This window comes from Pseudomonas oplopanacis (assembly GCF_057128725.1).
Genome location: NZ_JBSKHV010000006.1, coordinates 200,684 through 225,245, shown reverse-complemented (window position 1 = coordinate 225,245; position 24,562 = coordinate 200,684). Strand labels below are relative to the sequence as shown.

The 24,562-nt window shown below is 60.7% G+C and carries 22 protein-coding genes; 8 read left to right on the top strand and 14 right to left on the bottom strand.

Translation table 11 applies throughout. The annotated features are described in order from the left end of the window. Positions 1-11 precede the first annotated feature (11 nt). From ACWKV5_RS14995 to ACWKV5_RS14970, 6 genes are all read right to left on the bottom strand, one after another. Positions 12-1,160: an efflux RND transporter periplasmic adaptor subunit gene (locus ACWKV5_RS14995; protein WP_483841853.1), complete on the bottom strand. Its 1,149-nt coding sequence runs from the start codon at positions 1,158-1,160 to the stop codon at positions 12-14. A gap of 169 nt (positions 1,161-1,329) precedes the next feature. Continuing rightward, a complete protein-coding gene (locus tag ACWKV5_RS14990; RefSeq protein ID WP_483841852.1) occupies positions 1,330-2,427 on the bottom strand; it encodes a DUF1513 domain-containing protein in 1,098 nt (365 codons plus the stop codon). Positions 2,428-2,441: 14 nt separating this feature from the next. After that, the gene (locus ACWKV5_RS14985; RefSeq protein WP_027922870.1) at positions 2,442-3,506 is read right to left on the bottom strand and encodes an imelysin family protein; all 1,065 of its coding nucleotides are present in this window, start codon (positions 3,504-3,506) and stop codon (positions 2,442-2,444) included. A 27-nt stretch (positions 3,507-3,533) separates the two neighbouring features. Further along, positions 3,534-4,961 carry a di-heme oxidoreductase family protein gene (locus tag ACWKV5_RS14980; protein WP_483841851.1) on the bottom strand — a complete coding sequence of 476 codons (1,428 nt, stop codon included), beginning with the start codon at positions 4,959-4,961 and terminating at the stop codon, positions 3,534-3,536. A gap of 325 nt (positions 4,962-5,286) precedes the next feature. Beyond that, positions 5,287-6,636 carry an imelysin family protein gene (locus tag ACWKV5_RS14975; RefSeq protein ID WP_483841850.1) on the bottom strand — a complete coding sequence of 450 codons (1,350 nt, stop codon included), beginning with the start codon at positions 6,634-6,636 and terminating at the stop codon, positions 5,287-5,289. Positions 6,637-6,785: 149 nt separating this feature from the next. Next, a complete protein-coding gene (locus ACWKV5_RS14970; RefSeq protein WP_483841849.1) occupies positions 6,786-8,837 on the bottom strand; it encodes a putative bifunctional diguanylate cyclase/phosphodiesterase in 2,052 nt (683 codons plus the stop codon). A 1,218-nt stretch (positions 8,838-10,055) separates the two neighbouring features. Between ACWKV5_RS14970 and ACWKV5_RS14965 the strand changes: the two genes are divergently transcribed. Continuing rightward, on the top strand, positions 10,056-10,424 hold the full coding sequence (locus tag ACWKV5_RS14965) for a DUF6124 family protein (RefSeq protein ID WP_483841848.1): 369 nt from the start codon (positions 10,056-10,058) through the stop codon (positions 10,422-10,424). A gap of 202 nt (positions 10,425-10,626) precedes the next feature. Here ACWKV5_RS14965 and ACWKV5_RS14960 read toward each other — a convergent pair whose 3' ends face one another. From ACWKV5_RS14960 to ACWKV5_RS14950, 3 genes are all read right to left on the bottom strand, one after another. Further along, positions 10,627-11,223, bottom strand: coding sequence for a superoxide dismutase (locus ACWKV5_RS14960; RefSeq protein ID WP_008034365.1), 597 nt, complete (start codon positions 11,221-11,223; stop codon positions 10,627-10,629). A 176-nt stretch (positions 11,224-11,399) separates the two neighbouring features. Continuing rightward, positions 11,400-12,002, bottom strand: coding sequence for a LysE/ArgO family amino acid transporter (locus tag ACWKV5_RS14955; RefSeq protein WP_483841847.1), 603 nt, complete (start codon positions 12,000-12,002; stop codon positions 11,400-11,402). Between the two features lie 5 nt (positions 12,003-12,007). After that, positions 12,008-12,409 carry an ACT domain-containing protein gene (locus ACWKV5_RS14950; protein ID WP_483841846.1) on the bottom strand — a complete coding sequence of 134 codons (402 nt, stop codon included), beginning with the start codon at positions 12,407-12,409 and terminating at the stop codon, positions 12,008-12,010. Positions 12,410-12,519: 110 nt separating this feature from the next. Here ACWKV5_RS14950 and ACWKV5_RS14945 point away from each other — a divergent pair, with 110 nt between their 5' ends. From ACWKV5_RS14945 to ACWKV5_RS14930, 4 genes are all read left to right on the top strand, one after another. Beyond that, positions 12,520-13,413 (top strand): LysR family transcriptional regulator ArgP, encoded by an 894-nt coding sequence (locus tag ACWKV5_RS14945; RefSeq protein WP_483841845.1) that lies wholly within the window; start codon positions 12,520-12,522, stop codon positions 13,411-13,413. A gap of 54 nt (positions 13,414-13,467) precedes the next feature. Further along, a complete protein-coding gene (locus ACWKV5_RS14940) occupies positions 13,468-14,460 on the top strand; it encodes an NAD-dependent epimerase/dehydratase family protein (protein WP_483841844.1) in 993 nt (330 codons plus the stop codon). Positions 14,461-14,579: 119 nt separating this feature from the next. Beyond that, the gene (locus ACWKV5_RS14935; RefSeq protein ID WP_483841843.1) at positions 14,580-15,458 is read left to right on the top strand and encodes an ATPase; all 879 of its coding nucleotides are present in this window, start codon (positions 14,580-14,582) and stop codon (positions 15,456-15,458) included. Positions 15,459-15,750: 292 nt separating this feature from the next. After that, positions 15,751-16,599 (top strand): cache domain-containing protein, encoded by an 849-nt coding sequence (locus ACWKV5_RS14930; protein ID WP_483841842.1) that lies wholly within the window; start codon positions 15,751-15,753, stop codon positions 16,597-16,599. A gap of 135 nt (positions 16,600-16,734) precedes the next feature. On the opposite strand, the gene ACWKV5_RS14925 is transcribed toward ACWKV5_RS14930, so the two are convergent. Both ACWKV5_RS14925 and pobA read right to left on the bottom strand, forming a co-directional pair. Continuing rightward, positions 16,735-18,252: an MDR family MFS transporter gene (locus ACWKV5_RS14925; protein ID WP_483841841.1), complete on the bottom strand. Its 1,518-nt coding sequence runs from the start codon at positions 18,250-18,252 to the stop codon at positions 16,735-16,737. A gap of 78 nt (positions 18,253-18,330) precedes the next feature. After that, on the bottom strand, positions 18,331-19,524 hold the full coding sequence (gene pobA, locus ACWKV5_RS14920) for a 4-hydroxybenzoate 3-monooxygenase (protein ID WP_483841840.1): 1,194 nt from the start codon (positions 19,522-19,524) through the stop codon (positions 18,331-18,333). A gap of 179 nt (positions 19,525-19,703) precedes the next feature. On the opposite strand from pobA, the gene ACWKV5_RS14915 reads away from it, so the two are divergent. Continuing rightward, positions 19,704-20,600: a helix-turn-helix domain-containing protein gene (locus ACWKV5_RS14915; protein ID WP_483841839.1), complete on the top strand. Its 897-nt coding sequence runs from the start codon at positions 19,704-19,706 to the stop codon at positions 20,598-20,600. A 9-nt stretch (positions 20,601-20,609) separates the two neighbouring features. On the opposite strand, the gene ACWKV5_RS14910 is transcribed toward ACWKV5_RS14915, so the two are convergent. Both ACWKV5_RS14910 and ACWKV5_RS14905 read right to left on the bottom strand, forming a co-directional pair. After that, positions 20,610-20,786 (bottom strand): hypothetical protein, encoded by a 177-nt coding sequence (locus ACWKV5_RS14910; RefSeq protein WP_170219114.1) that lies wholly within the window; start codon positions 20,784-20,786, stop codon positions 20,610-20,612. Between the two features lie 142 nt (positions 20,787-20,928). Beyond that, complete coding sequence (locus ACWKV5_RS14905; protein WP_483841838.1) at positions 20,929-21,834, bottom strand: LysR family transcriptional regulator; 906 nt, start codon at positions 21,832-21,834, stop codon at positions 20,929-20,931. A gap of 114 nt (positions 21,835-21,948) precedes the next feature. Here ACWKV5_RS14905 and ACWKV5_RS14900 point away from each other — a divergent pair, with 114 nt between their 5' ends. Next, entirely contained in the window at positions 21,949-22,836 is an 888-nt protein-coding gene (locus ACWKV5_RS14900; RefSeq protein WP_483841837.1) for an MBL fold metallo-hydrolase, read from the top strand. Between the two features lie 108 nt (positions 22,837-22,944). After that, complete coding sequence (locus ACWKV5_RS14895) at positions 22,945-23,559, top strand: NAD(P)-dependent oxidoreductase (protein WP_483841836.1); 615 nt, start codon at positions 22,945-22,947, stop codon at positions 23,557-23,559. 95 nt (positions 23,560-23,654) lie between these two features. On the opposite strand, the gene ACWKV5_RS14890 is transcribed toward ACWKV5_RS14895, so the two are convergent. Further along, on the bottom strand, positions 23,655-24,536 hold the full coding sequence (locus tag ACWKV5_RS14890) for a LysR substrate-binding domain-containing protein (protein WP_483841835.1): 882 nt from the start codon (positions 24,534-24,536) through the stop codon (positions 23,655-23,657). Positions 24,537-24,562: the final 26 nt, after the last annotated feature.

Sequence of the window (24,562 nt, the reverse complement as noted above, 5' to 3'; positions counted from 1 at the left end):
GGATTCCTTGATCAGTCCGCGCGCGGCTGACTGTTCTTCTCGGCTAGGGTCTTGTCGTCGCTGATCGCGATGTGCGCACCGTTGTCCAGTTTGATCTGGCCGGCCGTGACCACTTTCTCGCCGTTCTGTACACCTTTGGTAATCATCACCAGCCCGTCGCGGCGCTCGCCGGTTTCGATGAAACGTCGTTCGGCGATCAGGATCGGTTGGCCCTTGTCGTCTTTTTCCAGGCTGCCGTCTTCGGCTTTTTTCTGCGCGACGACGTAGATCGAGTTGCCGTACAGCGTGTAGGTGATCGCGCTTTCCGGCACGACGATGCGCGGCTGTGGGTCGGGCAACAACACCTGCAGGTTGGCGAACATCCCCGGCAGCAACGTGCCGTCAGGATTGGCCAGGGTCGCGCGGATCTGGACGTTGCGCGTGCTGTTTTCGACTTTCGGGTTGATCGCACTGATGGTGCCGGGGAAGGTTCGCGTCGGGTAGGCCGCGACAATCACCTGCACCGGTTGGCCGAGGGCGATTTTCGGGATCGACTGCTCGGGCACGAAGAAGTCTACATAGAGACTGCTGAGGTCTTGCAGGGTGGCAATCATGGTGCCGGTGGCGACGTAGTCACCGACGTCCACCTGACGAATGCCGATGGTCCCGCTGAAGGGCGCAGCGATGCTCTTTTTGCTGAGCGCAGCCCGCAGTTGATTGACCGTGGCCTTGCTCTTTTTCTGCACCGCTGACAGTCGGTCGAATTCACCTTTGGAAATCGCCTGGCTGCCGACCAGTTGGCTACCGCGACCGTAATCGAGCTGGGCCAGCCCGAGGTCGGCCAACGCGGTTTCCAGCAAGGCACTTTCCACGGCGCTGTCGAGCCGCAGGAGCGGTTGACCGGCCTTGACCTTCTGCCCTGACTCGAACTGCAAGTCGATGACCGTGCCGTCGGTCTCCAGGCTCAGGTCCACGCCTTGCAACGCCTTGAGCGTGCCAACGGTGGGCAGGCGCGCTTGCCACGGCCGTTCGGTGGCGGTGGCCACGGCGACACTGATCGGCGGTTTTGGCGCGGAGAAGCCTTGAATCATCGTGTAGATGGAGAAGGCTTTATAACCGGCCAGGACCAGCACGATCAGCAGAACAACACCCAACATGATCAGCATGCGGCGACGCAGCATATTTCCAGTTCCTTGGAGAAAATCAGGTGAGACAGGGAGGCACATTACTCCGAGTGCGCGGGTGATTCCAACTGACACATTTCACAGTCAGGAAAACAACGAACCCTATACCTGTGGCGAGGGAGCAAGCTCCCTCGCCACAGGGTGATCACCAGCGGGGAGGGTGGGATCAGATGAGGTGCAGGTGGTTATCCCAGAGGCCGGCCGGCAGCTCCAAGGGTTTTGCAACAAGGTTTGTCTGACGGCAATCGTAGTACCGGCAGCGGCCCTGGCCCGAGGTCACGACAAAACCGTCGGCCACGGCGCCGACCCCGGCGCAATCGGGCAATGGCGCATCCAGGCGCACTTCGCCGCTGTCCAGGTCCCAGATGAAAAAGCGGTTGCCCCGTGGCGCGGTCAACGCCACCAGGCGCAGTTCGCTGTGCACCGCGACGCTGGCGGTGTAATGCCCCATCGCCTGCAACTGATGCTCGGGCACCGGGAACGCCACGAATGGCTGGCCGGGACGCTTGATCGCCAGCAGCTCCGACGATTCATGGGACGCCCCCATGAATTGCTGACCGGCAACGATGGTGCCGTCGCTGGCGATCCCCAGATGCCGCACGCTGTTCATCTGCTGGGCGAGGGTTTCCTTGCTCAACAGGGTGCCATCGCGCTGCATCAGCACCAGGCTCGGTTCCATGGCATTGAGGTTCATCTCGACCCGGCTTTCGGCCTCGGTGCGAATGCCGCCGTTGGCCACCACCAGGGTTTCGCCATCGGGCATCCACGACACCTGATGCGGGCCAATGCCATGGGTGGAAATCTCACCGCTGTGCACCAGCCGCTCACCTTCGAACTTATACACACCGAGCAAGCCACGGCCTGGATCGGACGTATCGTTCTCGGTCGCGTACAGCCAGTCGCCGCTCTTGTGAATCACCGCATGCCCGTAGAAATGCCGGTTTGGCAGCGACGTCACGGTTTGCAGCAACGTGCCGTCACGCAAGTCGATCAGGTAGCTCTCGGTGCCCGGACGACGGGCCACGAACAGCGCGATCGGCAGCGTCGGGTGGTTGATGATGTCGTGGCAGCGCTGGCCGACCTGGGTGGCGAACACCCGGGTGCCGTCCAGCCGATAACCGACGGCGTAATGCTTGCCGTCGGTATCGTCCCGCGCCGACAGCAGCAGCGGGCTTTTGTCCTTTTGCTTGAACAGCGTCCAGCCGCCCAGTGTCACTGCTCCCAGCAGCAAGCTACCTAAAGTCAGAGCCTGACGTCGCAGCATGGCACTCGTCCTCATCAGTCACCGTCGTTGGCGTTGAAGCCCAGTTGAATGCCCAGCGCCTTGGCCAGTTCGCCTTCGTGCAGGCGATGGACCACGTTGAGGCTGTCGTAGAGATCGTTGAGTTGCTGGCGACCGGCATCGTCGTTGAGCATTTCGGTCAGCGAGCGCTGATTGCTGGCGAACAGTTTCAGCGAGGCGGCGTAGGCCGCATCGATCTTGTCGGCCAACGGTTTTTGATCGCTCGGCAACAGACCACGCAGGCCTTTGTTGTCGACGCCTTCCCACACGGTTTTGGCCGCGGCGAGGCTGGCTTCGAGGCCGGTCAGGGACGACTGGCTGCGCCATGCATCGGCCTGGAACGGCTGCGGTACGCCCTTGCTCTGGCGGCCCATTGGCGTGCCGAGTTTTTTCTTCAGGGTGTCGATGGCGGTGACTTGCACGCGCAGCAAATCGGCGATGGCTTCGTGGGAATCGGCGTAGCGCTGGTTCGGGAACTTGCTCATTTGCGCGAGCATGCCGTCGGTGTTGTTCCAGCTTTGCAGAATCTCTTCGGCCAGTTGTTTCTGACGCTCGCCGATGGCTTTCAGCAGCGGGCAATACTTGGCTTTCTGCGCGTCGTTGGCCACGTCCGGCTTGCTGTCGAACAGGATGTATTCATAGGCCGAGAGGCCCTGAACCACCACGCTGGACTTGGCCAGGGCGGCGGCATCGATCTGCGGCTGCGCGGTGACCAATTGCTCGACCTGACGGCCGACCAGGTTCTTCTTGTCCGGCCAGAATTGCACCTGCCACGAACGGTTGCCCTCGGCCAGCGGCCCGATCAGCAGCGGTTGCAGCTCGGCCCAGGCTTTCTGCGCGTGCAGGAAGTCGGTGCGGGCGGTGTCGAGGTTTTCCTTGCCTTCGCAGTAGGCGAGGGCGCTGGCGGCCAATTGGCGGTCGGCTTCAACCCATCGGGTGTAGGTCGGCAGGATCACCGATTTGGCGATGGCGGCGGACGTCACGGCTTGCGGGTCCTGCGGTGAGCAGGCGCCCAATGCGAGTGCGGCAAGGCTGGTGAACAACAATTTGGGGCGGAACATGTCGGGCTCCCGATGCTTTATAAGTGCTTAAAGTGAGTTCAAAAATGCCAGCAACGCAGCGCGCTGCTCGGCATTGAAAGACAAAACCTGTTGCTGCGCGGCCGTCGCTTCGCCGCCATGCCAAAGCACGGCTTCGAGCAGATTGCGCGCGCGGCCATCATGCAAAAACTGGGTGTGGCCACTGACCGCTTGCGTCAGGCCGATACCCCACAACGGCGGGGTGCGCCAGTCGCGGCCACTGGCCTGGAATTCTGTGCGGTTGTCGGCCAGGCCGTCGCCCATGTCATGCAGCAGCAGATCGCTGTACGGGCGAATCACTTGATTGGCCAGTTCAGGTTCGGCGGCGTTGGCGGCGGTGGTGTATTTCGGCGTGTGGCAGGATTGGCATCCGGCCTGGAAAAACAGGTTTTTGCCGGCCAGGACGTCGGGCGCACTGACATCGCGGCGGGCCGGTACGGCAAGGTTTCGGCTATAGAACAGCACCAGGCGCAGGATGTTGTCGCTGACTTCCGGCTCACCGTCGGGGCCGGTGCCATTGGGTGCCTGTTTGCAGGCGGTTTGCGCGTCGGTGCAGTCGTCAAACGGTCTCAGGCTGGTGGTCAGGCCCATGTCGCCGGAAAACGCGTGCACATTCTGTTGATTAAGGTTCGGTTGCCCGGCTTTCCAGCCAAATCGGCCGAGGACGGTTTTCTGCTGGGCGTCATCCCAGACTCGGTTCGGACGTCCGGCGATGCCGTTTTTGTCCTTCGCCTGCGCTTGGGCATTGGCCAGGATCGCTTCGTCGGGAATCGCTTCGAGCAAGCCCAGGCCGATCATTGGCGGGGCGACACGCGCCGAAAAACGGGTGTCGGGGTGCATCGGGCCGTAGCCCAGTTGGGTGATGTTCAGACTCGGCTTGCGCAACTCGACTTCGGTGCCGTCCTTGAAACGCACGGGGACGGGCGTGTAATCGACGCGCACCTTGCCTTCCGGTGCAACGCCCGGCACGGCCATGTCCTGGAACTGACCGCCATAGACCGGCTCCGGCACCACGCCTAGCTGCTCGATGACCTTGGCATAGGCCGGTGCGTTGGGGATCGACAGGCGCACCAGCATCGACACGGCATTCGGAGCATCCGGCGGTGGCGGATGACCGCGCCCGTCCTTGATATGGCAGCCCTGGCAGGCATTGGTGTTGAACAGCGGGCCGAGGCCATCGCGGGCCGTGGTAGTCGACGGCGCGATCACCCATGGGCTGCGGAAAAAACTGTTGCCGACGCTGAAATCCACGCGCCGTGACGGCGGCAGGTTGGCGGACGGCAGGGAAAACGAGTTCTGATCGGTCTTGCGCACGGTCGCGCTGCCACCGGACCGGGCTTCACCGGGTTCGGCCTTGGTAAAACGCGGGGCGTCATCGCAGGCACTCAGGCCCAGGGCCAGTAACAGTGCGGACAAGCGAAGAGGCAGCGGGGGCATCAGACATCCTGCGAGACGAGCAAAACAAGGGCGCAAAGTCTAACAGGGCAGGGGAGTTTGAATAAGAGGAATTATCGTTTGCTTGATGTGGCGCAAGGTTTTCGCATGAGACCGGGTCGCGGCCATCGCGGGCAAGCCACGCTCCCACAGGTTCTGCGCAAGCCCCTGTGGGAGCGAGCCTGCTCGCGAAGGGGGCGTGTCAGTCAACACGGGGGCTGAATATGAAATCGCCTTCGCGAGCAGGCTCGCTCCCACAGGGGGATTGCATTCACGCAGGTATGAAAAAGGCGACCCTAAGGTCGCCTTCTTGTACCGCCAGCGTTGATCAGAACTCGTGATCAGCGTTGTCCGGGTTCAGGTCGCTGATACCCAGTTTGCCAGCAGCGGCTTCGATCGAACCGGTCTGCTTGACCAGCGAAGCGATGGCGTCACGGACGATCTGGTTGCCAGCGGTGTTGCCAGCGGCGATCAATTGGTCGTAGTGCTCACCCTTGTTGGCGTGGTCAACCATGACCTGGATCTTGGCTTCGGTAGCGGCCAGATCAGCTTTCAGCGCGGTGTCGGCAACCGGGTCGGCCTTGGCCACCAGGGACGACAGGCTGGCGCCGGTCATTTTGGTGCCGTCGACGCGGGTGTATTCGCCCAGGTACACGTTACGAATGCCTTTGGCATCGTAGAAGTGCGAGTTGTGGGTGTTGTCGCTGAAGCAATCCTGTTCGTCTTCCGGGGAGTTGGCTTCCAGGGACACCTTCATGCGCTCGCCCGCCAGTTCGCCCAGGGACAGGCTGCCCATGCCGAACAGCATTTTGCGCAGGCCGGTATCCACCGGTTCGGCTTCCAGGGTGGCGCGGTAGTTGTCGGCCACGTTCGGCTTCCAGTTACCGACCATTTCTTCCAGGTCGCTGACCAGCAGTTGGGTCACGGACTTCAGGTAAGCGCGGCGACGATCGTTGTGACCGCCAGTGGCGCCTTTGCCTTCCAGGTAGTCGGAAGCAGGACGGTTGCCGGCGCCTGGGCCGGTGCCGTTCAGGTCCTGGCCCCACAGCAGGAATTCGATGGCGTGGTAGCCGGTCGCAACGTTGGCCTCGGAACCGCCCAGCTCGTTCAGGCTGGCGAGTTTTTCCGGGGTGATGTCTTTCACGTCGACCTTGTCTTCGCCGACCTGGACTTCAGTGTTGGCGATGATGTTGGCGGTGGCGCCCGGGTTACCCAGTGCGTGTTCGTAGGATTTGTCGACGTAGTCGATCAGGCCTTCGTCCAGTGGCCAGGCGTTAACCTGACCTTCCCAATCGTCGATGATGGTGTTGCCGAAGCGGAACACTTCGCTCTGCAGGTAAGGCACGCGAGCAGCGACCCAGGCAGCCTTGGCGGCTTTCAGGGTGTCGGCGTTCGGCTTGGCGAGGAAGGCGTCAACGGCGGTTTGCAGGGTTTTCGCGGTGGATTCGGCATCGCTGTAAACGGCGAAGACGATGTCGGCGTAATGCGCGACAACGGCTTTGGCGGCCGCTTCATCGACTTTGCTGGTCGCAGCAGGGGCGGCAGCTGGCGCAGCAGCGGTGCTGGCGGCCGGAGTCGGCGCTGGCGCAGCGGCGGTCTTGTCTTTGCCTTCGCCACAACCGGCGAGGGAAATAGCGATGGCCAACAGACTGGCGGTAGCCAGAGGCATACGAATCATGGCGAACATCCTGCTTCGAGAGGGGGTGGAAGGCGCTTCACACGCGCAAAACTGCGACATAATGCAAATCTTTCGCATTATGTGTAAAGGGTTGCAGGTGGAAATATTTCTTATTCACGCGGCGCAGTACGTGTAGCGGCTGCGTCGTTTTAGAGAATTGCCGCGTTACTGCGCTGGGCCTGTTTCAGGTAGGCGCCCAGTTCCCGTGCCGGCAACGGTTTGCTGTAGTAGTAGCCCTGACCTTCGTGGCAGCCTTCGGAGATGATGTAGGCCTCTTGCTCGGCGGTCTCCACGCCTTCGGCAATGACTTGCATGCCGAGGCTCTTGCCCAGCTGGATGATCGCCCGAACGATGGTTGCATCGTCGTCGTCATCGAGCAGGTCTTGCACGAAGCTCTTGTCGATCTTGATCTTGTCCAGCGGCAGGCTTTTCAAGTAGCTCAGTGACGAATAGCCGGTGCCGAAGTCATCAATCGCGATCAAGGCGCCGGAGCGACGCAGGCTCAGCAGGTGCTGGGCGGCGGTGCTGATGTCTTCCATCAGGCCGGTTTCGGTCACTTCCAGTTCCAGGCTGCGCGGTGGCAGGCGGTACATTTGCAGCAGGTTGTTCACCACACGCGGCAATTCGGCGTGGTGCAGTTGCACGGTAGACAGGTTGACCGCCATGCGCAGGTCGGGGAAGCCCTGGTCGTGCCAGTCGCGCAATTGTTTGCAGGCCTGATCCAGCACCCATTCGCCGATGGCAATGATGGTGCCGTTCTGCTCGGCCAGCGGGATGAACAAGTCCGGCGGCACCAGGCCGTGTTCGGGATGCTGCCAGCGAATCAACGCTTCGACGCCTACCACCCGGTGGTCGCGGTAGCTGATCTGTGGCTGGTAGACGAGGTAGAACTGATCGCGGGCCAGGGCATCGCGCAGGTCTTTTTCCAGTTCGCGACGGCGACGCATCTCGGTGTCGACGCTGGCGATGTAGAACTGATAACGGTTGCGCGAGCGGGTTTTGGCCAAGGTCATGGTCTGCTCGGCTTTTTGCAGCAGCTTCTCGGTGCTGTCACCGTCCTCGGGGAACAGGGTGATGCCGATGGTCGCGCGCAGGCGGATTTCCTGATGGTCGAGGGCAAACGCCGCTTCCAGATCATCAAGGATGCTTTGCGCCAGTTCGGCGGCTTCATAGGGTTGTTCGATATCAGCCTGGACCAGGGCGAACTGGTCGCCGCCGAGACGGGCGAGGGCGCCAAGGCGACCGCTGTGAGCGCGCAGCCTGTCAGCCAACGCCAGCAGCAATTGGTCGCCGGTCTGGTAGCTGAATTGTTCGTTGATGCCTTTGAAATCGTCCAGTCCCACCACCAAAACCGCGACCCGACGCTGCAATTTTCCGGCGTCGACCAGGATTTTGTCCAGTTGTTGCTGCAATTGCTGGCGGTTGGGCAGGCCGGTCAGGAAGTCGTACTGGGCCATGCGTAACAGGCTGTTTTCTGCTTCGTGGCGCAGGTGGGTATTGCGTTCGATGGATTCGAGCAACTGGTTGGCGGTGTTGATCCAGATGCCCAGTTCGTTCTTTTCGTGACCCTTGAGTTGCGGAATTTTGTGTTCGCTGGGGCGATCCGGGTTGATTTCGGTCAGGTGCTCGATGATCCGCGACAGCGGTTTGGTCAGCAGCCAGTGGTAGACCAGGTACAGCACCAGGCCCATGGCCATGGCGCGCAATACGCCGGAAATGAAGATGATCACCGAGCTGACGATGAACCCTTGGCCGTAGGTGGCGGTGTCGAGGGTGATGCTCAGGTCGCCGTAATACTCGCTGTAAGGGCCGCGACCCACCAGTTGGGTGGTGAAGGTGCGTTCCTTGCCGAGGATCAGGTCGGTCAGCCAGCGGCTGTTGGAATGCTGCAACTCACGGGTTTTTTGCGCGAGCATGGCTTCGTTGGGGTGGCCGATGGAGGCCTTGCGCACGGCGTCGTCCTGGAACAGGCCTTCGATCACTTGCATGCCCATTTCCCGGTCCAGGCTGTAGACGGCCTGGGTAGACGGGTCGCGGAACATGTCGAGGATGCGTTCGGCGTCGTTGGCCACGGCCTGGCGTGTCTTGTAGGCGTCGAAAACGATTTGCGCACAGCTCAAGACCACGCCGACGATCAATGCCGACAGGAGCACGACCCGGAGCAACTTCACCGACAAGCTGTTCTTGAGTTCCAGCTTCAAAGGGTTATTCCTTGTTCCGTGCGGGTAGCCATCAAGTTGCCATGAGTATTGGCAATCCCGTGTTGGCAGTCAAAGGGACATTTATTCACAGGGGATTTTGTCTGTGGGCTTGGCCGATTTGCTGTTGTCCGGGGTGTTTGTCCTATTAGTACTGTGTCGGTAGTTGGGTCCTTCAACTTGAGGGGATCGGGATAATTTTTCCTTCTCGGTTGATGGTAGCCGGCTATGGCGTTGGGGCAAGGGGGGTTAGGCTGGTTTCATTGTCAGCAATTGACCTGTTTTCTGCGGATGTACATATTCCAAATGTGGGAGCGAGCCTGCTCGCGAAGGCGTCCTGATAGACGACCATTCTCTTTCTTGGTGTACATATCCATTTCTGCGGTAACGGCCGCTAATGGTTCCGCCCTTACGGCGTGTCACTTTGGCAAACGCCGGGGTGCCGGCCCAGCCCAAAGTAACCAAAGGTCTCGCCCCGAGCGTCCGGCCCCTCGCTTAGGCTCGGCGTTCCTTCGTTCCGGTATCCATCCGGGGACACTGCCCTCCGGTCTGCTTCGCTACGACCTACATGCAGCGTGTTCGACTGCGTCGAACGGCGCTGCGCGCCACTCCCCGGATGCACACCTCCACTCAGCCTCCCGAGGGGGCGGGTGGATCAAGATCAAAAGCTGCAGGCGAGCTAACGCTCGGCCTGTTGAGTGGTGAGGAGCAAGGGCTGTACACCGATCTAGTGTAGGAGCCTGGCTTGCCAGCGATGGCGGCCTGACAGCCGACCAATCTCTATCTGATGTACCTCGATCAAAATGTGGGAGCGAGCCTGCTCGCGAAGACGGGCTCACAACCGACCAATCTCTTTCTGCTGCCCCATGACTGATCGTTCCCACGCTCCATCTTTGTGTGTTGAAAGATGTGTAAAAAACACAGAGCTTTCCCACGCATTTTTCAGGTTGTCGGGTAGGAAGCCTTGTCTCTAACCTCTGGCTGTCGCTGAAAACTCAGCGACCGGGTGTGAGAGCCCGGCAACTTATGGTCATCCAGTGTCTGTACACGCATAATCGCCGCCAGCTTATTCGCTGCCAGCAAATGCGTTATGGCGGCTGTGTGCGGGCGGACTTCGGTCCGGCCGGGTGTCCATAACCGGTCTTCTCACCTCGCACATAGCTGCCACCTCTTCGCCGTGTGAGAAGCGGCAAGTGGAGGCTCCAACGCTGGAGAAATACAATGGACAAATTGATTCCCGATCCACCCTTGAACACCACCACCCCAGACGCCGAAGAGACCCAGTCCGAAGCACTCCTGCGAGACCGCGAAGCCATCAAACGCGCCCTCGACTACTACCTCGATCCCCCATCCCAATACACCGAAAAACCCCGCCGCCCCAGCACGATGTACATGATCGCCCCGAACATGGACACCGAAAGCCTGCTGGTCCAGGCCTGCGAGTCACTGGCCTCCGCGAGCGTCATGACCAGTGATTTCGCCGCGCACCTGATCGGCCCGCAGCGTAATACGGTGTTGGCGATTCAGCAGATCATCATGCTGGCGGAATTGGCGGTGAACCAGGCCTTGGATAACGTCGATCCGGCGTAAACCGCGTTATCGTTCTTCGCGAGCAGGCGCTCCCACACAAAAAATGCTGTGCTCACCGCAGAACCACTGTGGGAGCGAGCCTGCTCGCGAAGGCGGCCGGATAGTCGACTCAATTCTCCAAGTTCCACAGCGCTTTCAAGCATTCCCAAACCCCATAAAAAAACCCGGCAATAAAAGCCGGGTTTTTTGTCTGGCGTCGATCTTAAGCGGTGAAGGTTTTGCCTTCGAACTGCTCAGCCACGAATTTCCAGTTGACCAGGTTCCAGAACGCTTCGACGTATTTCGGACGAACGTTGCGGTAGTCGATGTAGTAGGCGTGTTCCCAGACGTCGCAGGTCAGCAGCGGGGTGTCGCCGTTGGTCAGCGGGTTGCCGGCGCCGATGGTGCTGGCCAGGGCCAGGGAACCGTCAGCCTTTTTCACCAGCCAGCCCCAACCGGAACCGAAGGTGCCGATGGAAGTCTTGCTGAATTCTTCCTTGAACTTGTCGAACGAACCGAACGAAGCGTTGATGGCTTCAGCCAGCGCGCCGGTAGGTTGACCGCCGGCGTTTGGCGCCAGGCAGTTCCAGTAGAAAGTGTGGTTCCAGACTTGAGCGGCGTTGTTGAAGATGCCGCCCGAGGAAGATTTAACGATTTCTTCCAGGGTCTTGCCTTCGAACTCGGTGCCTGGCACCAGGTTGTTCAGGTTCACGACGTAGGTGTTGTGGTGCTTGTCGTGGTGGTATTCCAGAGTTTCCTTGGAAATGTGCGGCTGCAGGGCATCGTGTGCGTAAGGCAGCGGCGGCAATTCGAAAGCCATGATGATTCTCCTAATCAGGTCAGTTGCGGTGAGCGCAAGGCCGATCACGGGCGGCCAGACAAGCGCCGGGGAGTTTGTACTCTTTGCGGCGCAGGGAATCGGATCATAGCACCGGGGGTGCGGCATAACCACGCAACAACTGTGTGGAATAGAGGTTCCAGAGCCTTTTGGAATAATCAGGGGGTGACGATTAATTGAAACGCCACCGCAAACATCATCACCGCCACCAGCAGGTCGAGAATTCTCCAGGTACTCGGCCGGGCCAGCCACGGCGCCAACCACGCTGCGCCCAGCGCCAGGGTGAAAAACCACAGCAATGACGCACTCGCCGCGCCCACCACATAAGCGCCGGGCTCGGTTTGTTGTGCACCGAGGGAGCCGATCAGCAACACCGTATCCAGATAAACGTGCGGGTTGAGCAGGGTGACGGCCAATGCACTGAGCATCACTGCACGCAGTGAACGCACGGCCTGGTTTTCACCCTGTTGCAGGCTCTGTTTCGAAAAAGCCCTGCGCAGTGCCTGGCTGCCGTACCAGATCAGAAACACCGCGCCGCCCCAACGGGCAACCGCCAGCAAGGTCGGGTTATGCGCCAGTACCGTGGCGAGGCCAAACACTCCGGCGGCGACGAGCAAGGCATCGCAAACCACGCACAATGCCGCCACCGGCAGGTGATGTTCGCGACGAAGACTTTGTGCCAGCACAAACGCATTCTGCGTGCCGATCGCCATGATCAGCCCGGCGGCCACCAACAGGCCGTTCAAATAGCTTTGCCACATATTTTTTACTCCGCGTTGGCCGCCAGGTCCCGCAGCACGTGGAGTGCGCGTTCGGCGTCGGCCTGACCGACAAACAGGTGATCGTGGTAGTAGCCGGCGACTACGTTGCAGCTGATGCCGGCCTTGCCCAATGCGGTGGCGAAGGCGGCGGTCAGGCCGACCGCTTCCAACGCGGAATGAACATTGAGGGTGATCCAGGCCGCGACGTAGTCGAAGCTGAAACCGGCCTGTTCGGCGTGGGAACGTTCCAGGATCACGGTCAGACCTTCCTGCTCGCGAAAGCTGCCGACGATCTCGAGGCCCGCCGGCAGTTTGCCGTCGCGCAGGGTGCAGAACACGTATTCGCCGGCGTTGAGTTGCGGGCTCATGCTGCGCAGCAGGGTTGCCAATGACGTTTCGCCAGCCATGTCGGATTCCTTGATGAAGAGATTCTTGTTGAAGAGATCTTGATGGGCATTCTCCGCTGCTAACCTGTATAAGAAAAACCAATCATGCTGATCGCTCATTAGGAAAACTGATGTTCGACTATAAATTACTCTCTGCTTTGGCCGCTGTGGTCGAGCAGGCCGGTTTTGAACGGGCCGCGCAGGTGCTTGGCCTGTCGCAATCGGCGATCTCCCAGCGGATCAAACTGCTGGAAGCGCGGGTCGGCCAACCGGTGCTGGTACGGGTCACACCGCCGGCGCCGACGGAAATTGGCCGGCGTCTGCTCAACCATGTGCAGCAAGTGCGTTTGCTGGAGCGCGACTTGCAATCCCTGGTGCCGGCGCTGGATGAAGAAGGCCTGCCGGAGCGCCTGCGCATCGCGTTGAATGCCGACAGCCTCGCCACGTGGTGGGCGCAGGCGGTGGGTGACTTTTGTGCCGAGCAACATCTGTTGCTGGATCTGGTGGTCGAAGACCAGACCGTCGGCCTCAAACGCATGCGCGCCGGCGAAGTGGCGGCGTGTGTCTGCGCCAGTGAGCGCCCGGTGGCTGGGGCGCGCAGCGTTTTGCTGGGGGCGATGCGTTATCGGGCGTTGGCCAGTCCGGCGTTTATCGCGCGCCATTTCCCGGACGGCGTTCGCGCCGATCAATTGGCGAAAACCCCGGCGCTGGTGTTTGGCCCGGACGATTTCCTGCAGCATCGCTACCTCGCCTCCCTCGGGGTCGACGGCGGTTTCGAACACCATTTATGCCCCTCGTCTGAAGGCTTCATTCGCTTGACCGAGGCCGGTCTCGGCTGGGGGCTGGTGCCGGAACTGCAGGTGCGCGAGCAACTGGAACGCGGTGTTTTGCGGGAGCTTTTGCCAGATAAGCCCATCGATGTGCCGCTGTACTGGCATCATTGGCGCAATGGCGGTCAGCTGCTGGGGTTGTTGACCGATCAATTGGTGCGTTCGTCGAAGCAATGGCTGGTGCCGTTGGACTGACGGGCAGCGTCAAGACTCACGAATCAGGCAAAACGAAAGACATCGGAGCACTACATGAAAATTCTGGTCACCGGCGCAAGCGGCTTCATCGGCGGACGCTTCGCGCGTTTCGCCCTGGAGCAGGGCCTGGACGTGCGGGTCAACGGTCGCCGGGCCGAAAGCGTCGAACACCTGGTGCGCCGTGGCGCCGAGTTCATTCAGGGCGACTTGAGCGACCCGGAACTGGCGCGCGAGCTGTGTTCAGACGTCGAAGCCGTGGTCCATTGCGCGGGGGCGGTGGGGCTGTGGGGGCGTTATCAGGACTTTCATCAGGGCAACGTCCAGGTCACCGAAAACGTGGTTGAAGCTTGCCTGAAGCAGCGGGTCCGGCGGTTGGTGCACCTGTCGTCGCCGTCGATCTACTTTGATGGCCGTGATCATCTGGGTTTGACCGAAGAGCAAGTGCCCAAGCGCTTCAAGCATCCCTACGCGGCCACCAAGTTCCTCGCCGAGCAAAAAGTCTTCGGCGCCCAGGAATTCGGCCTCGAAACCCTGGCCCTGCGCCCGCGCTTCGTCACGGGCGCGGGTGACATGAGCATCTTCCCGCGCCTGCTGAAAATGCAGCGCAAGGGACGTTTGGCGATCATCGGCAACGGCCTGAACAAGGTCGATTTCACCAGCGTGCAAAACCTCAACGAAGCGTTGCTCAGCAGTTTGCTCGCCAGCGGCTCGGCCTTGGGCAAGGTCTACAACATCAGTAACGGCACGCCGATTCCGTTGTGGGACGTGGTCAATTACGTCATGCGCAACATGCAAGTCCCACAAGTGACGCGCTACCGTTCCTACGGTTTGGGCTACACGGTTGCGGCACTCAACGAAGGGGTGTGCAAGCTGTGGCCGGGGCGTCCCGAGCCGACCTTGTCGCGACTGGGCATGCAGGTGATGAACAAAAATTTCACCCTGGACATCAGCCGCGCCCGGCATTATCTGGACTACGATCCGAAAGTCAGTGTCTGGGCCGCCCTCGATGAATTTTGCAGCTGGTGGAAGGCCCAGGACATCCGCTGACGCGCCAGGACCTGCCTGCCCGCACTGAACCGAGTGGGGTATAGAGAGTCAATCGGTGCGGCAGTGGGGTTTATACTCGCCGCATACAGCCATCACCGCGTTCCACAAAGGTTGACTCAATGTCCATGCGTAACGATGCCAACGACGATTTCGATGATGTACCGAGCCTGCGCGCCGACATCCTCGACGATGACGATTTTCCGCCCACCACGCGTACCAGCGTGCATTCGCGTCCGACACCGGTGGTGAAGGTCAAAGGCGCCAGCACCGGCCCGCTGTGGGCATTGGTCGGCGCGTTGTTTTTTGCGTTTGCGGGCCTGGCCTGGTGGAGTTTTCAGCAGATTTCGCTGATGGAGCAACAACTGGTCGCCACCCAGGAAAGTTTCGCGCGCATCAGTGAGGAAGCGGCGGGGCGCTTGCAGGATATTTCCGGCAAGGTCGTCGCCAGCCAGACCAACGTCACCAGCGACAGCGAAGCACTGAAACTGCAAATCAAGGACCTGGAATCCAAACTGCTGGACCAGAGCAAACAGCAGCAGGGTGTCGTCGGTCAGACCACCGATCTGGACAAGCGCCTGGCGCAGATGACCGCGCAAACCAGCGATCTGGACAAGCGTCTGGCGCAACTTGCCGCCCAGAGCACCGAGCATCAGACGGCCAATACTCAGTTGCAGGCGCAGCTTAAAGCCTTGAGCACCGAGTTGACCGCCCTGAAAAGCGCGCCGGACGACAGCAGCAAATTCGACGCACAGCTCAAGAGCCTCGGCGCCGATATCGTCGCGCTGAAAAAACAAGGCAATCCAAGCGCCGCGATCGAGCGTCTGGAACAAGACATGATCGTGCTCAAAAGCGAGCAGGACAACCGCCCGGCCGCAGCCCAGAACCCCACCAATACCGCCGAGTTCGACGCGTTCCGCGGCCAGGTCACGCGCAACATCAACACCCTGCAGGCGCAGATCCAGAACCTGCAGCAGCAACTGCGCGCCCGGGGGCAATAGCCTGGAGGTTGCGGCATACCTGTGGCGAGGGAGCTTGCCTGTGGCGAGGGGGCTTGCCCCCGTTGGGTGGCGAAGCCACCCCAAAACCATCCACCGCAACTCTTCAGTTAAATCGCGGTGCCTCGTTTACGACTGCTGCGCAGCCGAACGGGGCGATGCGGCGTTCCGACAAGCCCCCTCGCCACACAAACACCATTTGCCACAGGATTCTGTGTGGTGGTGTGGTGAATACTCGTACATCTCCCATTGCCGTCTACGCTCTTGAAACACCGACAAGAACGAGGGATGCGCTATGGGGGTTCTGCACAAACTGGCCTTATTGGGCGGGATGCTGTTGCTGTGCCTGGGGCAGGTTCACGCCGCCACGGCGGAAAAGGATGACAGCCAGGCCGCCAAAGCCTTGCTGGAAAAAGCCCTGGCTTACTACCACGACAACGGCGACAAGGCCTTCGCGGCGTTCAGCCGTCAGGGCGAGTTTGTCGACAAGGACCGCTACGTTTTCGTGGTCGATACCAAGGGCGTGATGCTCGCCAGCGGCGGGCCGTCGGCGGCGTTGATCGGGCGGGACGTCACCGAGACCCTTGGGCCGGACTTGCAGAAAGCTTTCAAGGACGCCTTGAAAGTGCCGGAGGGCAATGGCATCCAGCAGGCGGAATACCGCTGGCAGAACTGGTCCGACGGCAAGGTCGAGCGCAAGCATGTGTTCTATCAACGCGTCGGCCAGCGGATTCTGGCGGTCGGTTACTACCTGCCACGGGCCTCGGCGGAACAGGCGATGGCGCTGCTGAACAAAGCCGCGACCGATCTGGCCAAGGACGAGAAGGGCACACTGACCGCGATCAATTCCCTCAAGGGCGGTTACCTGCAGGATGACCTGTACGTGTTTGTCGTCGACCTGGACACCCAGCGCTACGTGGCCCACGGCACCAACCTGCGGCTGATCAACACCGACTTCGGCAAGATCAAGGACCCGGAGGGCAAACCGGTGGGCGAGCCGATCCTGGCATTGATGGCCAAGCAGGATTATGGCGAATACGAATACCGCTGGAAAAACCCGGTGACCAGCAAGGTTGAGGACAAGCATGCCTACCTGAAAAAAGTTGGGCATTTTCTGGTGGCTGTCGGGTATTACAGCCCTTGAACCTTCGGCGCCTGTAACGGCCCCTTCGCGAGCAGGCTCGCTCCCACAGTAGATCTCCAGTGATTACAAATGTTGTGTACGCCAGAGATCCCCTGTGGGAGCGAGCCTGCTCGCGAAGGCCACGACTCGGTCCAACTACCGAACCTTGTCTTCCCGCCCCCGCAACAACATATTCGGCATCGCCACCGCCGCCGCCAGCCCCAGCAACGACACCGCCGCGCTCACCATCAGCAAATGCCTGAACGTCAGCAACAACTCCGCACGCAAGGCGTTTTGCGCATCGCCCGGCGCAGCGTTCAAACCGTCAAGCAAGACATTCCCCGAACTGCCCTCGACAATCAGCGACGAACCGGCAATGTGCGCAAAGCTCGAATCCTGCAACAACGCCAGCAACAGCGCCGACATCAACGCCACCCCCACCGCACCGCCCAGCGAGCGGAACAGGTTGGTGGTGCTGGTGGCGACGCCGATGTCGCGCTGTTCCACCGAGTTCTGCGTGCCGACCAATGACGTCGGGAATTGCATGCCGCTGGCGATCCCGCACAGCAACATGAACAGACTGCTCAGCACAAACGCCTGGGGCGGGCTGAACGCCATGCCCAGAATCGCCATCGGCATCAGCGCCGCGCCGGTCAGGATCATCGGTTTGTAGCGCCCGGTCACCGAGGTCTGGCGTCCGGCAAAGTAGGCGCCAATCGGCAACCCCATCGCCAGCGGCAACAAGTGCAGCGCGGCGCTGTCGGCCCCGGCGCCGGTGACGCTCTGGAAGCGCAGCGGCATCAGTACGATCAGCGAGATCGCCTGGAAACTGGTGAAGAAAATCGTGCACCAGCAGAAAATCGCGTTGCGGTTGGCGAACAGATGCATCGGCAGTAATGGCTCCCGCGCGCGACGTTCATGCCAGACGAACAACCCAAGTATCACCACCGCACCGGCAAACAGTCCCAGCACTTCAGCGCTGCGCCACGAGTGACCCTGACCGACCTGGGTGATGCCCAGCAACAACGTGGTCAAGCCGATGATCATCAGCAACGTGCCAAGGTAGTCGATCACCGGTTTGCGTTGCGGCACCGGCAGGCCCACCAGCGTGCGATTGGCCACCAGCCAGGCACCGAGGCCCAGCGGCAGATTGATCAGGAACACCCAGCGCCACGACAAATACTCGGTCATGTAACCGCCAAGCACTGGCCCGGCGACGCTGGCCACGGCGTACATGCTGCTGAAGTAACCCTGATAACGACCGCGTTCCCGGGGCGGGACGATGTCACCGATGATCGCCTGGCTGACCGAAATCATCCCGCCGGCACCGATGCCCTGAATGATCCGCGCCAGCACCAATTGCTCCATGCTCTGGGCCATGCCGCAGAACAACGAGGCGAGGGTGAACAAGCCCATGCCGAACAGCATCAGCTTGCGCCGGCCATACAAATCGCCGAGCTTGCCGTAGATCGGCACCGCCACCGTCATCGCCACCATGTACCCGGAAATCACCCAGGCCAACAGGCTGACGTCCTTGAACTGGGCGGAAATCGCCGGCATCGAGACGGCGACAATGGTCTGGTCCAGCGCGCCGAGAAAGATCGCCAACATCAGGGCGATCAGCACGCTGCGAATGGCCGGTTTGGGCGTGTCAGGCTGGTTGAGATTGGTCACGGTAGAACCTGCGGGCAGTAATGGACCCGCCGGGAGCGAGGCGAGCGGGGATGCTCGCCAGTGTAAGTCGATAGCAAGCTATTCGATAGCCTCGTACGGAAGCCCGACGTAATTTTCTGCAATGGTTTTTCGACCGGCTTCGGAGCCGACAAAGTAATCCAGCTCCGACTCGCTGATGCGCTGACTGAAGGCGTCATGGTCGTCGAAGCGGTGCAGCATCGACGTCATCCACCAGGAAAACCGCTCGGCTTTCCACACGCGGCGCAGGCAGATTTCGGAGTACTTCTCCAGCAAATCCACGCGTCCTTCCTGATAGACCTTCACCAGAATGTTGAACAACGTGCTGACGTCACTGGCGGCCAGGTTCAGGCCCTTGGCGCCGGTGGGCGGGACGATGTGCGCGGCATCGCCGACCAGGAACATCCGCCCGAACTGCATCGGTTCAACGACAAAACTGCGCAACGGCGCGATGCTTTTTTCGATGGACGGGCCGGTGACCAACGACGCTGCCAACGCTGGCGGCAGGCGCAATTTCAGCTCATCCCAGAAACGCTGATCCGACCAGTCCTGCACCTGGTCCTCGGCCGGCACCTGAAGGTAATACCGCGTACGGGTCGCTGAGCGCATGCTGCACAGGGCAAAGCCGCGCTCGTGGCGGGCGTACACCAGCTCTTCGTGCACCGGCGGCGTGTCGGCGAGGATGCCGAGCCAGCCAAACGGATAGACCCGCTCGAATACCTTGAGGCAGTCTTCGGGGATCGATTGGCGCGCCACACCGTGGAAACCGTCGCACCCGGCGATGTAGTCGCAGTCGAGGCGATACGTCTCGCCGTCCTTTTCAAAGGTGACGAAAGGTTCTGCGCTTTTCATCCCGTGCGGCATGACGTTGACGGCGTCGTAAATCGTCTGCGCGCCGGCCTCCCGACGAGCGGCCATCAGGTCGCGGGTGACTTCGGTCTGGCCATACACCATCACGGTTTTGCCACCGGTCAATGCCTGCAGATCGATGTGCACCTGACGGCCATCGAGTGCCAGTTCGAAGCCGGTGTGCACGAGGCCTTCGGCGTCCATGCGCTGACCTACGCCGGCCTGACGCAACAGCTCTACCATGCCTTGTTCAAGGACCCCGGCACGGATTCGCCCGAGCACATAATCCGGGCTCTGGCGTTCAAGAATGAGGGTGTCGATGCCGGCGTTGTGCAGCAATTGGCCGAGCAGTAAACCGGCAGGACCGGCGCCAATGATGGCGATTTGAGTTTTCAGCGTTTTCATTGTTGTTAGGACTCGCAAGCTCCACGCGACCATGGTCGGTGAATTATTTTTATGGATCGAGTGCTTGCATTTTTCCCTTGCGAGTCTGTCAATTGAAGGTGAAAACTGAGCCGATACCTGTTCTTTCTGCCAATCGGTGCGATTATCGCCCGTAACCCCCCGAGGCCTGGATTGAAGTGATGAACAAGCCTGACCTGCCTTCGATTCCAGTGTTCAAGCTCTACGGTGAAAGCCTGGATTGGCCGACCCCCGACTTGCTGCACTGCGAAACCATTTCCAAACGCAGCCGCGAACACCAATGGGAAATCAAACCCCACCGTCACGCCGATTTGTGCCAGTTACTCTTCGTCTTCAAAGGTCAGGCAGAGCTTGAGATCGAAGGTAAACGCACGCAACTGACCGAGCCGACCGTGCTGATCCTGCCGCCGTTGTCGGTGCACGGTTATCGATTCTCCGAAGACGTTGAAGGGTTCGTCTTGACCCTCGCCGCGCCGCTGATCGCCCATCTGCAAGCGCAACTGGGTAACTCGGTGAATGCCCTGGCCCAGGCCGAAAGCTACCCGGCGGGCAAGGACGGCGACTACCTCAACAGCCTGTTTTCAGCGCTGCAAGACGAGTACACCGGTCACCAACCGGCGCGTGAAATGCTCATGCATTCACTGGTCAGCGTGATCATGGTCTGGGTCAGTCGGCAGGTGATTTCACGTCGCAGCGCCAGCCAGCGTCCGCAGCGTGCCCGGGAATACCTCAACGGGTTTATCCAGCTGGTGGAAGAGACTTACCGCCAGCACGTCAAGGTCGAAGACCTGGCGCATCGGCTGGGGATTTCCGTGTCCCACCTCAACGGCACGTGCCGTGAACTGGCGGGACAGCCGGCGTTGCAGATCATGCACGAACGGCAATTGCTGGAGGCCAAGCGGTTGCTGACCTACACCAGCATGACCATTTACGAAATGTCCGACGTGTTGGGTTTTTCCGATCCGACCAACTTCACGCGCCTGTTCCGGCGTCGCGTGGGGATTTCGCCCAAGGCGTTTCGCGACCGCTTGAAGGCCGATCAGGACAGCGAGGCCTGATCCCCTTCGTCAACGCAGGGCGTTGAGGGTCGCGTTGTGGGGGATGCAGCGTTCGAAGTTACAGCTCGCAAACTCACGGGGCAGTTGCCGTGCCTGCTCGACCCGCCAGGCCGCGGTGCCATACAGCGCCAGCGTCACCGCGCAGGTGATGAAAATGGTGAGGTATCTTCTTGTTTTGATGTTCATGGCGTGGACCTCTGAACGAAATACCCTTGGGTATTACTTTGAGCATAGGTCAGCGCCGGTGAGTTGCCACTAAAGCGGCATCGTATCTACCCCGATATTCAGAACACTGATGGTCCCACTGTGGGAGCGGTGTTGCGGCGAGTTACAGGCCGATATCCCACTCCGGTTCTTCCGGGAACCTTAAAACAAGGAAATCCAGCACGCTGCGCAGCGCGGCCGGCATGTGTTTGCGTGACGCATACACCGCGTAGATGTTCATCTGCCGGGGTTCGGCCTGGGGTAGCAGGCGGATCAGTTCGCCGCTGTGGATATGCACACCCGCCTGATAACTCGGCAGCATCGCCACCCCCGCGCCGGCGATGGTTGCGCGCAGCAAGGTGCTGGCTTCGTTGGCGCTGATATTGCCCTGTACCGGCACCGAGACCGGTTCGCCGTCCTCCTCGAAATGCCAAAGGCTTTTGCCGAAGTAGGAGTGGGTCAGGCAATTGTGCTGGCTCAGGTCCTCCACCCGCTGCGGCACCGGATGTTCGCGCAGGTAGGCAGGGGAGGCGCAGATTACCGAGCGACACACCGTCAGCCGTCGGGCGATCAGGTTCGGGTCCAGGTCGTTGCTGGTGCGGATCGCCAGATCGATGCGTTCATCCACCAGGTTCACGGTGCGGTCGAGCATTTGCAGATCAATGCTGACGCCGGGGTAACGTTTGACGTAGGCCGCCATGGCGTCCGCCAGTTGTGCCTGGCCAAACGAAGTGCTGACGCTGATGCGCAGCAACCCACGCGGTGCATCGTCCGGCTCGCTGACGGCGGCTTGCATGTCGTTGGACAACTCGAGCATCTGCCGACAGCGGGGCAGCATCTCGGTGCCGGCAGCGGTCAGGCTCAATTTGCGGGTCGTGCGGTGCATCAGCCGGGCGCCGACCCAGTCCTCCAGTTCCGCCAGATAGCGTGAAACCACCGGCCGTGACAGGTCCAGATGATCGGCGGCGGCCGACTGGCTGCCGAGGTCGACGACCGTGACGAATACGCGCATTGCTTGAAGACGATCCATGATTTGCCCGCTTTCAGAAACAAACTATGTTCAAGCATCGCATTTTTTGTACTGACTCATGCAACTAAGCTCCCTCCCATCGCCAAGCACGGCATTCGGATTACGGAGCAACAGATGATCGGTTTCACCACCCTCAAGCGTATTTTGCTGGCCAGCGCCGCCCTCGGTTTCGCGGCCCATGCAGCGGCGGCCTCGACCTTGACCCTGGATGTCTACAACCCCGGCGACAAGGCGATTTTCCCGGTGACGTCGGTGCTGGTCAGCGGTGAGAAAGAAGCGATTCTGGTGGACGCGCAGTTCGGCAAATCCCAGGCCGAACAAGTGGTCGAGAAAATCCGCGCCAGCGGCAAGCAACTGACCACTATCTACATCAGCCACGGCGACCCGGATTACTACTTCGGCCTCGACACCCTGACTGCCGCGTTCCCCAACGCCAAAGTGCTGGCCTCGCAGCCGACCGTGGACCACATCAAGCACACCGTCGACGGCAAACTGGCGTTCTGGGGCCCGAAAATGGGCGCGGACGTGCCGGCGAAAACCATCGTGCCGCAGGTGCTCAAGGGCGACAGCCTGATACTGGAAGGTCAGAAATTGCAGGTGGTGGGACTGGACGGCAAACAGCCGGATCGCACCTTCGTCTGGATTCCGTCGATCAAAGCGGTCGTCGGTGGGGTGGTCGTGGCAGAAAACATTCACGTCTGGATGGCCGACACGCAAACCCCGCAGTCCCACGCCGATTGGTTGACTACGCTGCACTCCATCGAAACCTTGAAACCGAACATGATCGTGCCGGGTCATTACCTCGGTGACAGCGCCCGCTCGTTGCCGGCTGTGCGGTTCACCGCGGATTACATCAAGGCGTTCGACGAAGAGACCGCCAAGGCCAAGGATTCCACCGCACTGATCGCCGCGATGAAAAAACGCTTCCCGACACTGGGCGAAGAAAGCTCGCTGGAGCTGAGCGCCAAAGTCGCCAAGGGCGAAATGAAGTGGGGTGAATGAGGTAGCGGGATAACGGATGCCTGTGGCGAGGGAGCAAGCTCCCTCGCCACAAAAGTTTCACTGGTCAAACAATCAGCGCACCACAGCTGTATCCAACTGGAGAACGACATGAGCAAAATCGCAATCATCGGGGCCACTGGCCGCGCCGGCAGCCAATTGCTGGAAGAAGCCCTGCGTCGTGGTCACAGCGTCACCGCCATTGCCCGCGACACGTCGAAGATCGGCCAGCGTGCCGGTGTGGTCAGCAAGAATGTCGATGCCCTTGATGGCGAAGCGTTGCAAGCCGCTGTGGCGGGTCATGACGTGGTCATCAGCGCCGCGCATTTCTCGACGCTGCCCGCCGCTGCCGTGATCGGGCCGGTGAAAAAGGCCGGGGTGAAACGCCTGCTGGTGGTCGGCGGCGCCGGCTCTTTGTTGTTGCCGGATGGAACCCGCGTCATCGACAGCGAGGGCTTTCCCGAAGCGTACAAAGCCGAGGCGGGTGCCGGTGCTGTGTTCCTTGAGAACCTGCGTCAGGAAAAGGACCTGGACTGGACCTTCCTGTCACCGTCGGCGGAGTTTGTCGAAGGTGAACGCACGGGTGTGTTCCGGATCGGCCAGGACGATTTGCTGGTGAGCCGAGAAGGGCGCAGTTGGATCACGTTTGCCGATTATGCGATTGCGCTGATCGATGAAGTGGAAGTGCCGAAGCACTCCCACCAGCGGTTCGCAGTAGGCTACTGACGCACTGAACCCTTGTGGGAGCGAGCTGTGGCGAGGGGGCTTGCTCCCTCGCCACAGATCGCTCCCACAGGGGACCGCATCAAGATTTTAGGGGTTTAGCGCGCTTGAGCCTGCTCTACCAGCCACCCCAACAATTCCTGCAACTTCGGCGAAGGTGCCGGCTTGTGCGGCAAAACCAGGTAATACGCCAGCCCGGTCTTCACCTTCAATTCAAACGGCATGACCAGCCGTCCGGCGCTCAAGTCATCGCCAATCAACGACCAGTCGCCAATCGCCACCCCCGTCCCCTGTGACGCCATCGACATTGCCAAATCCAGCGTTTCGAAATGCTGGCCCTTGCCGACATTGCTCAAGTGAACATTGGCCGTGGCCAGCCAGGCTTTCCAGTCCCGCTCATCACGGGTGGGGTGCAGCAGCATGTGCCGCTGAAGGTCTTCCGGGGTCTGCAACGGCACCGGGCCTTCAAGCAGCGGTTTGGAACAGACCGGCGTCAATATTTCTTCGAACAGGCGTTGCGACGCCAACGTGCTGTCCGGTGGCACGCCGTACATCACTGCCGCATCGAACTGCTCACGGTGAAAATCCACACCGTGCTTGATCGTAGTGGTCAGTTCCACCGGCACGTCCGGACGCTCCCGTTGCCACTGCAAAAGACGCGGCAACAGCCAGCGCATCACGCAGGTGGGCGCCTTGAGTTGCAAGGTTTCGCGCTTCTCGCCGATCTGCTCCACGGCCTCATCGATCAAGCCGAAAATCTGCTGCACCCGTGGCAGCCACTCGCGTCCTTCGGCCGTCAGGTCGAGGCCGCGCGCCTGGCGGATGAACAGCTCATAACCGAGGTGATCTTCCAGCCCGGCGATCTGCCGGCTCACCGCGCCTTGGGTGATGTGCAGCTGTTCGGCGGCCCGGGTGAAGTTGCAGCACTGCGCGGTAATCAGAAAAGTGTGCAGCGCCGGCAGGGGAGGCAGTCGTTTCATTGGGATCCAAGGTATGACGTGAGGAC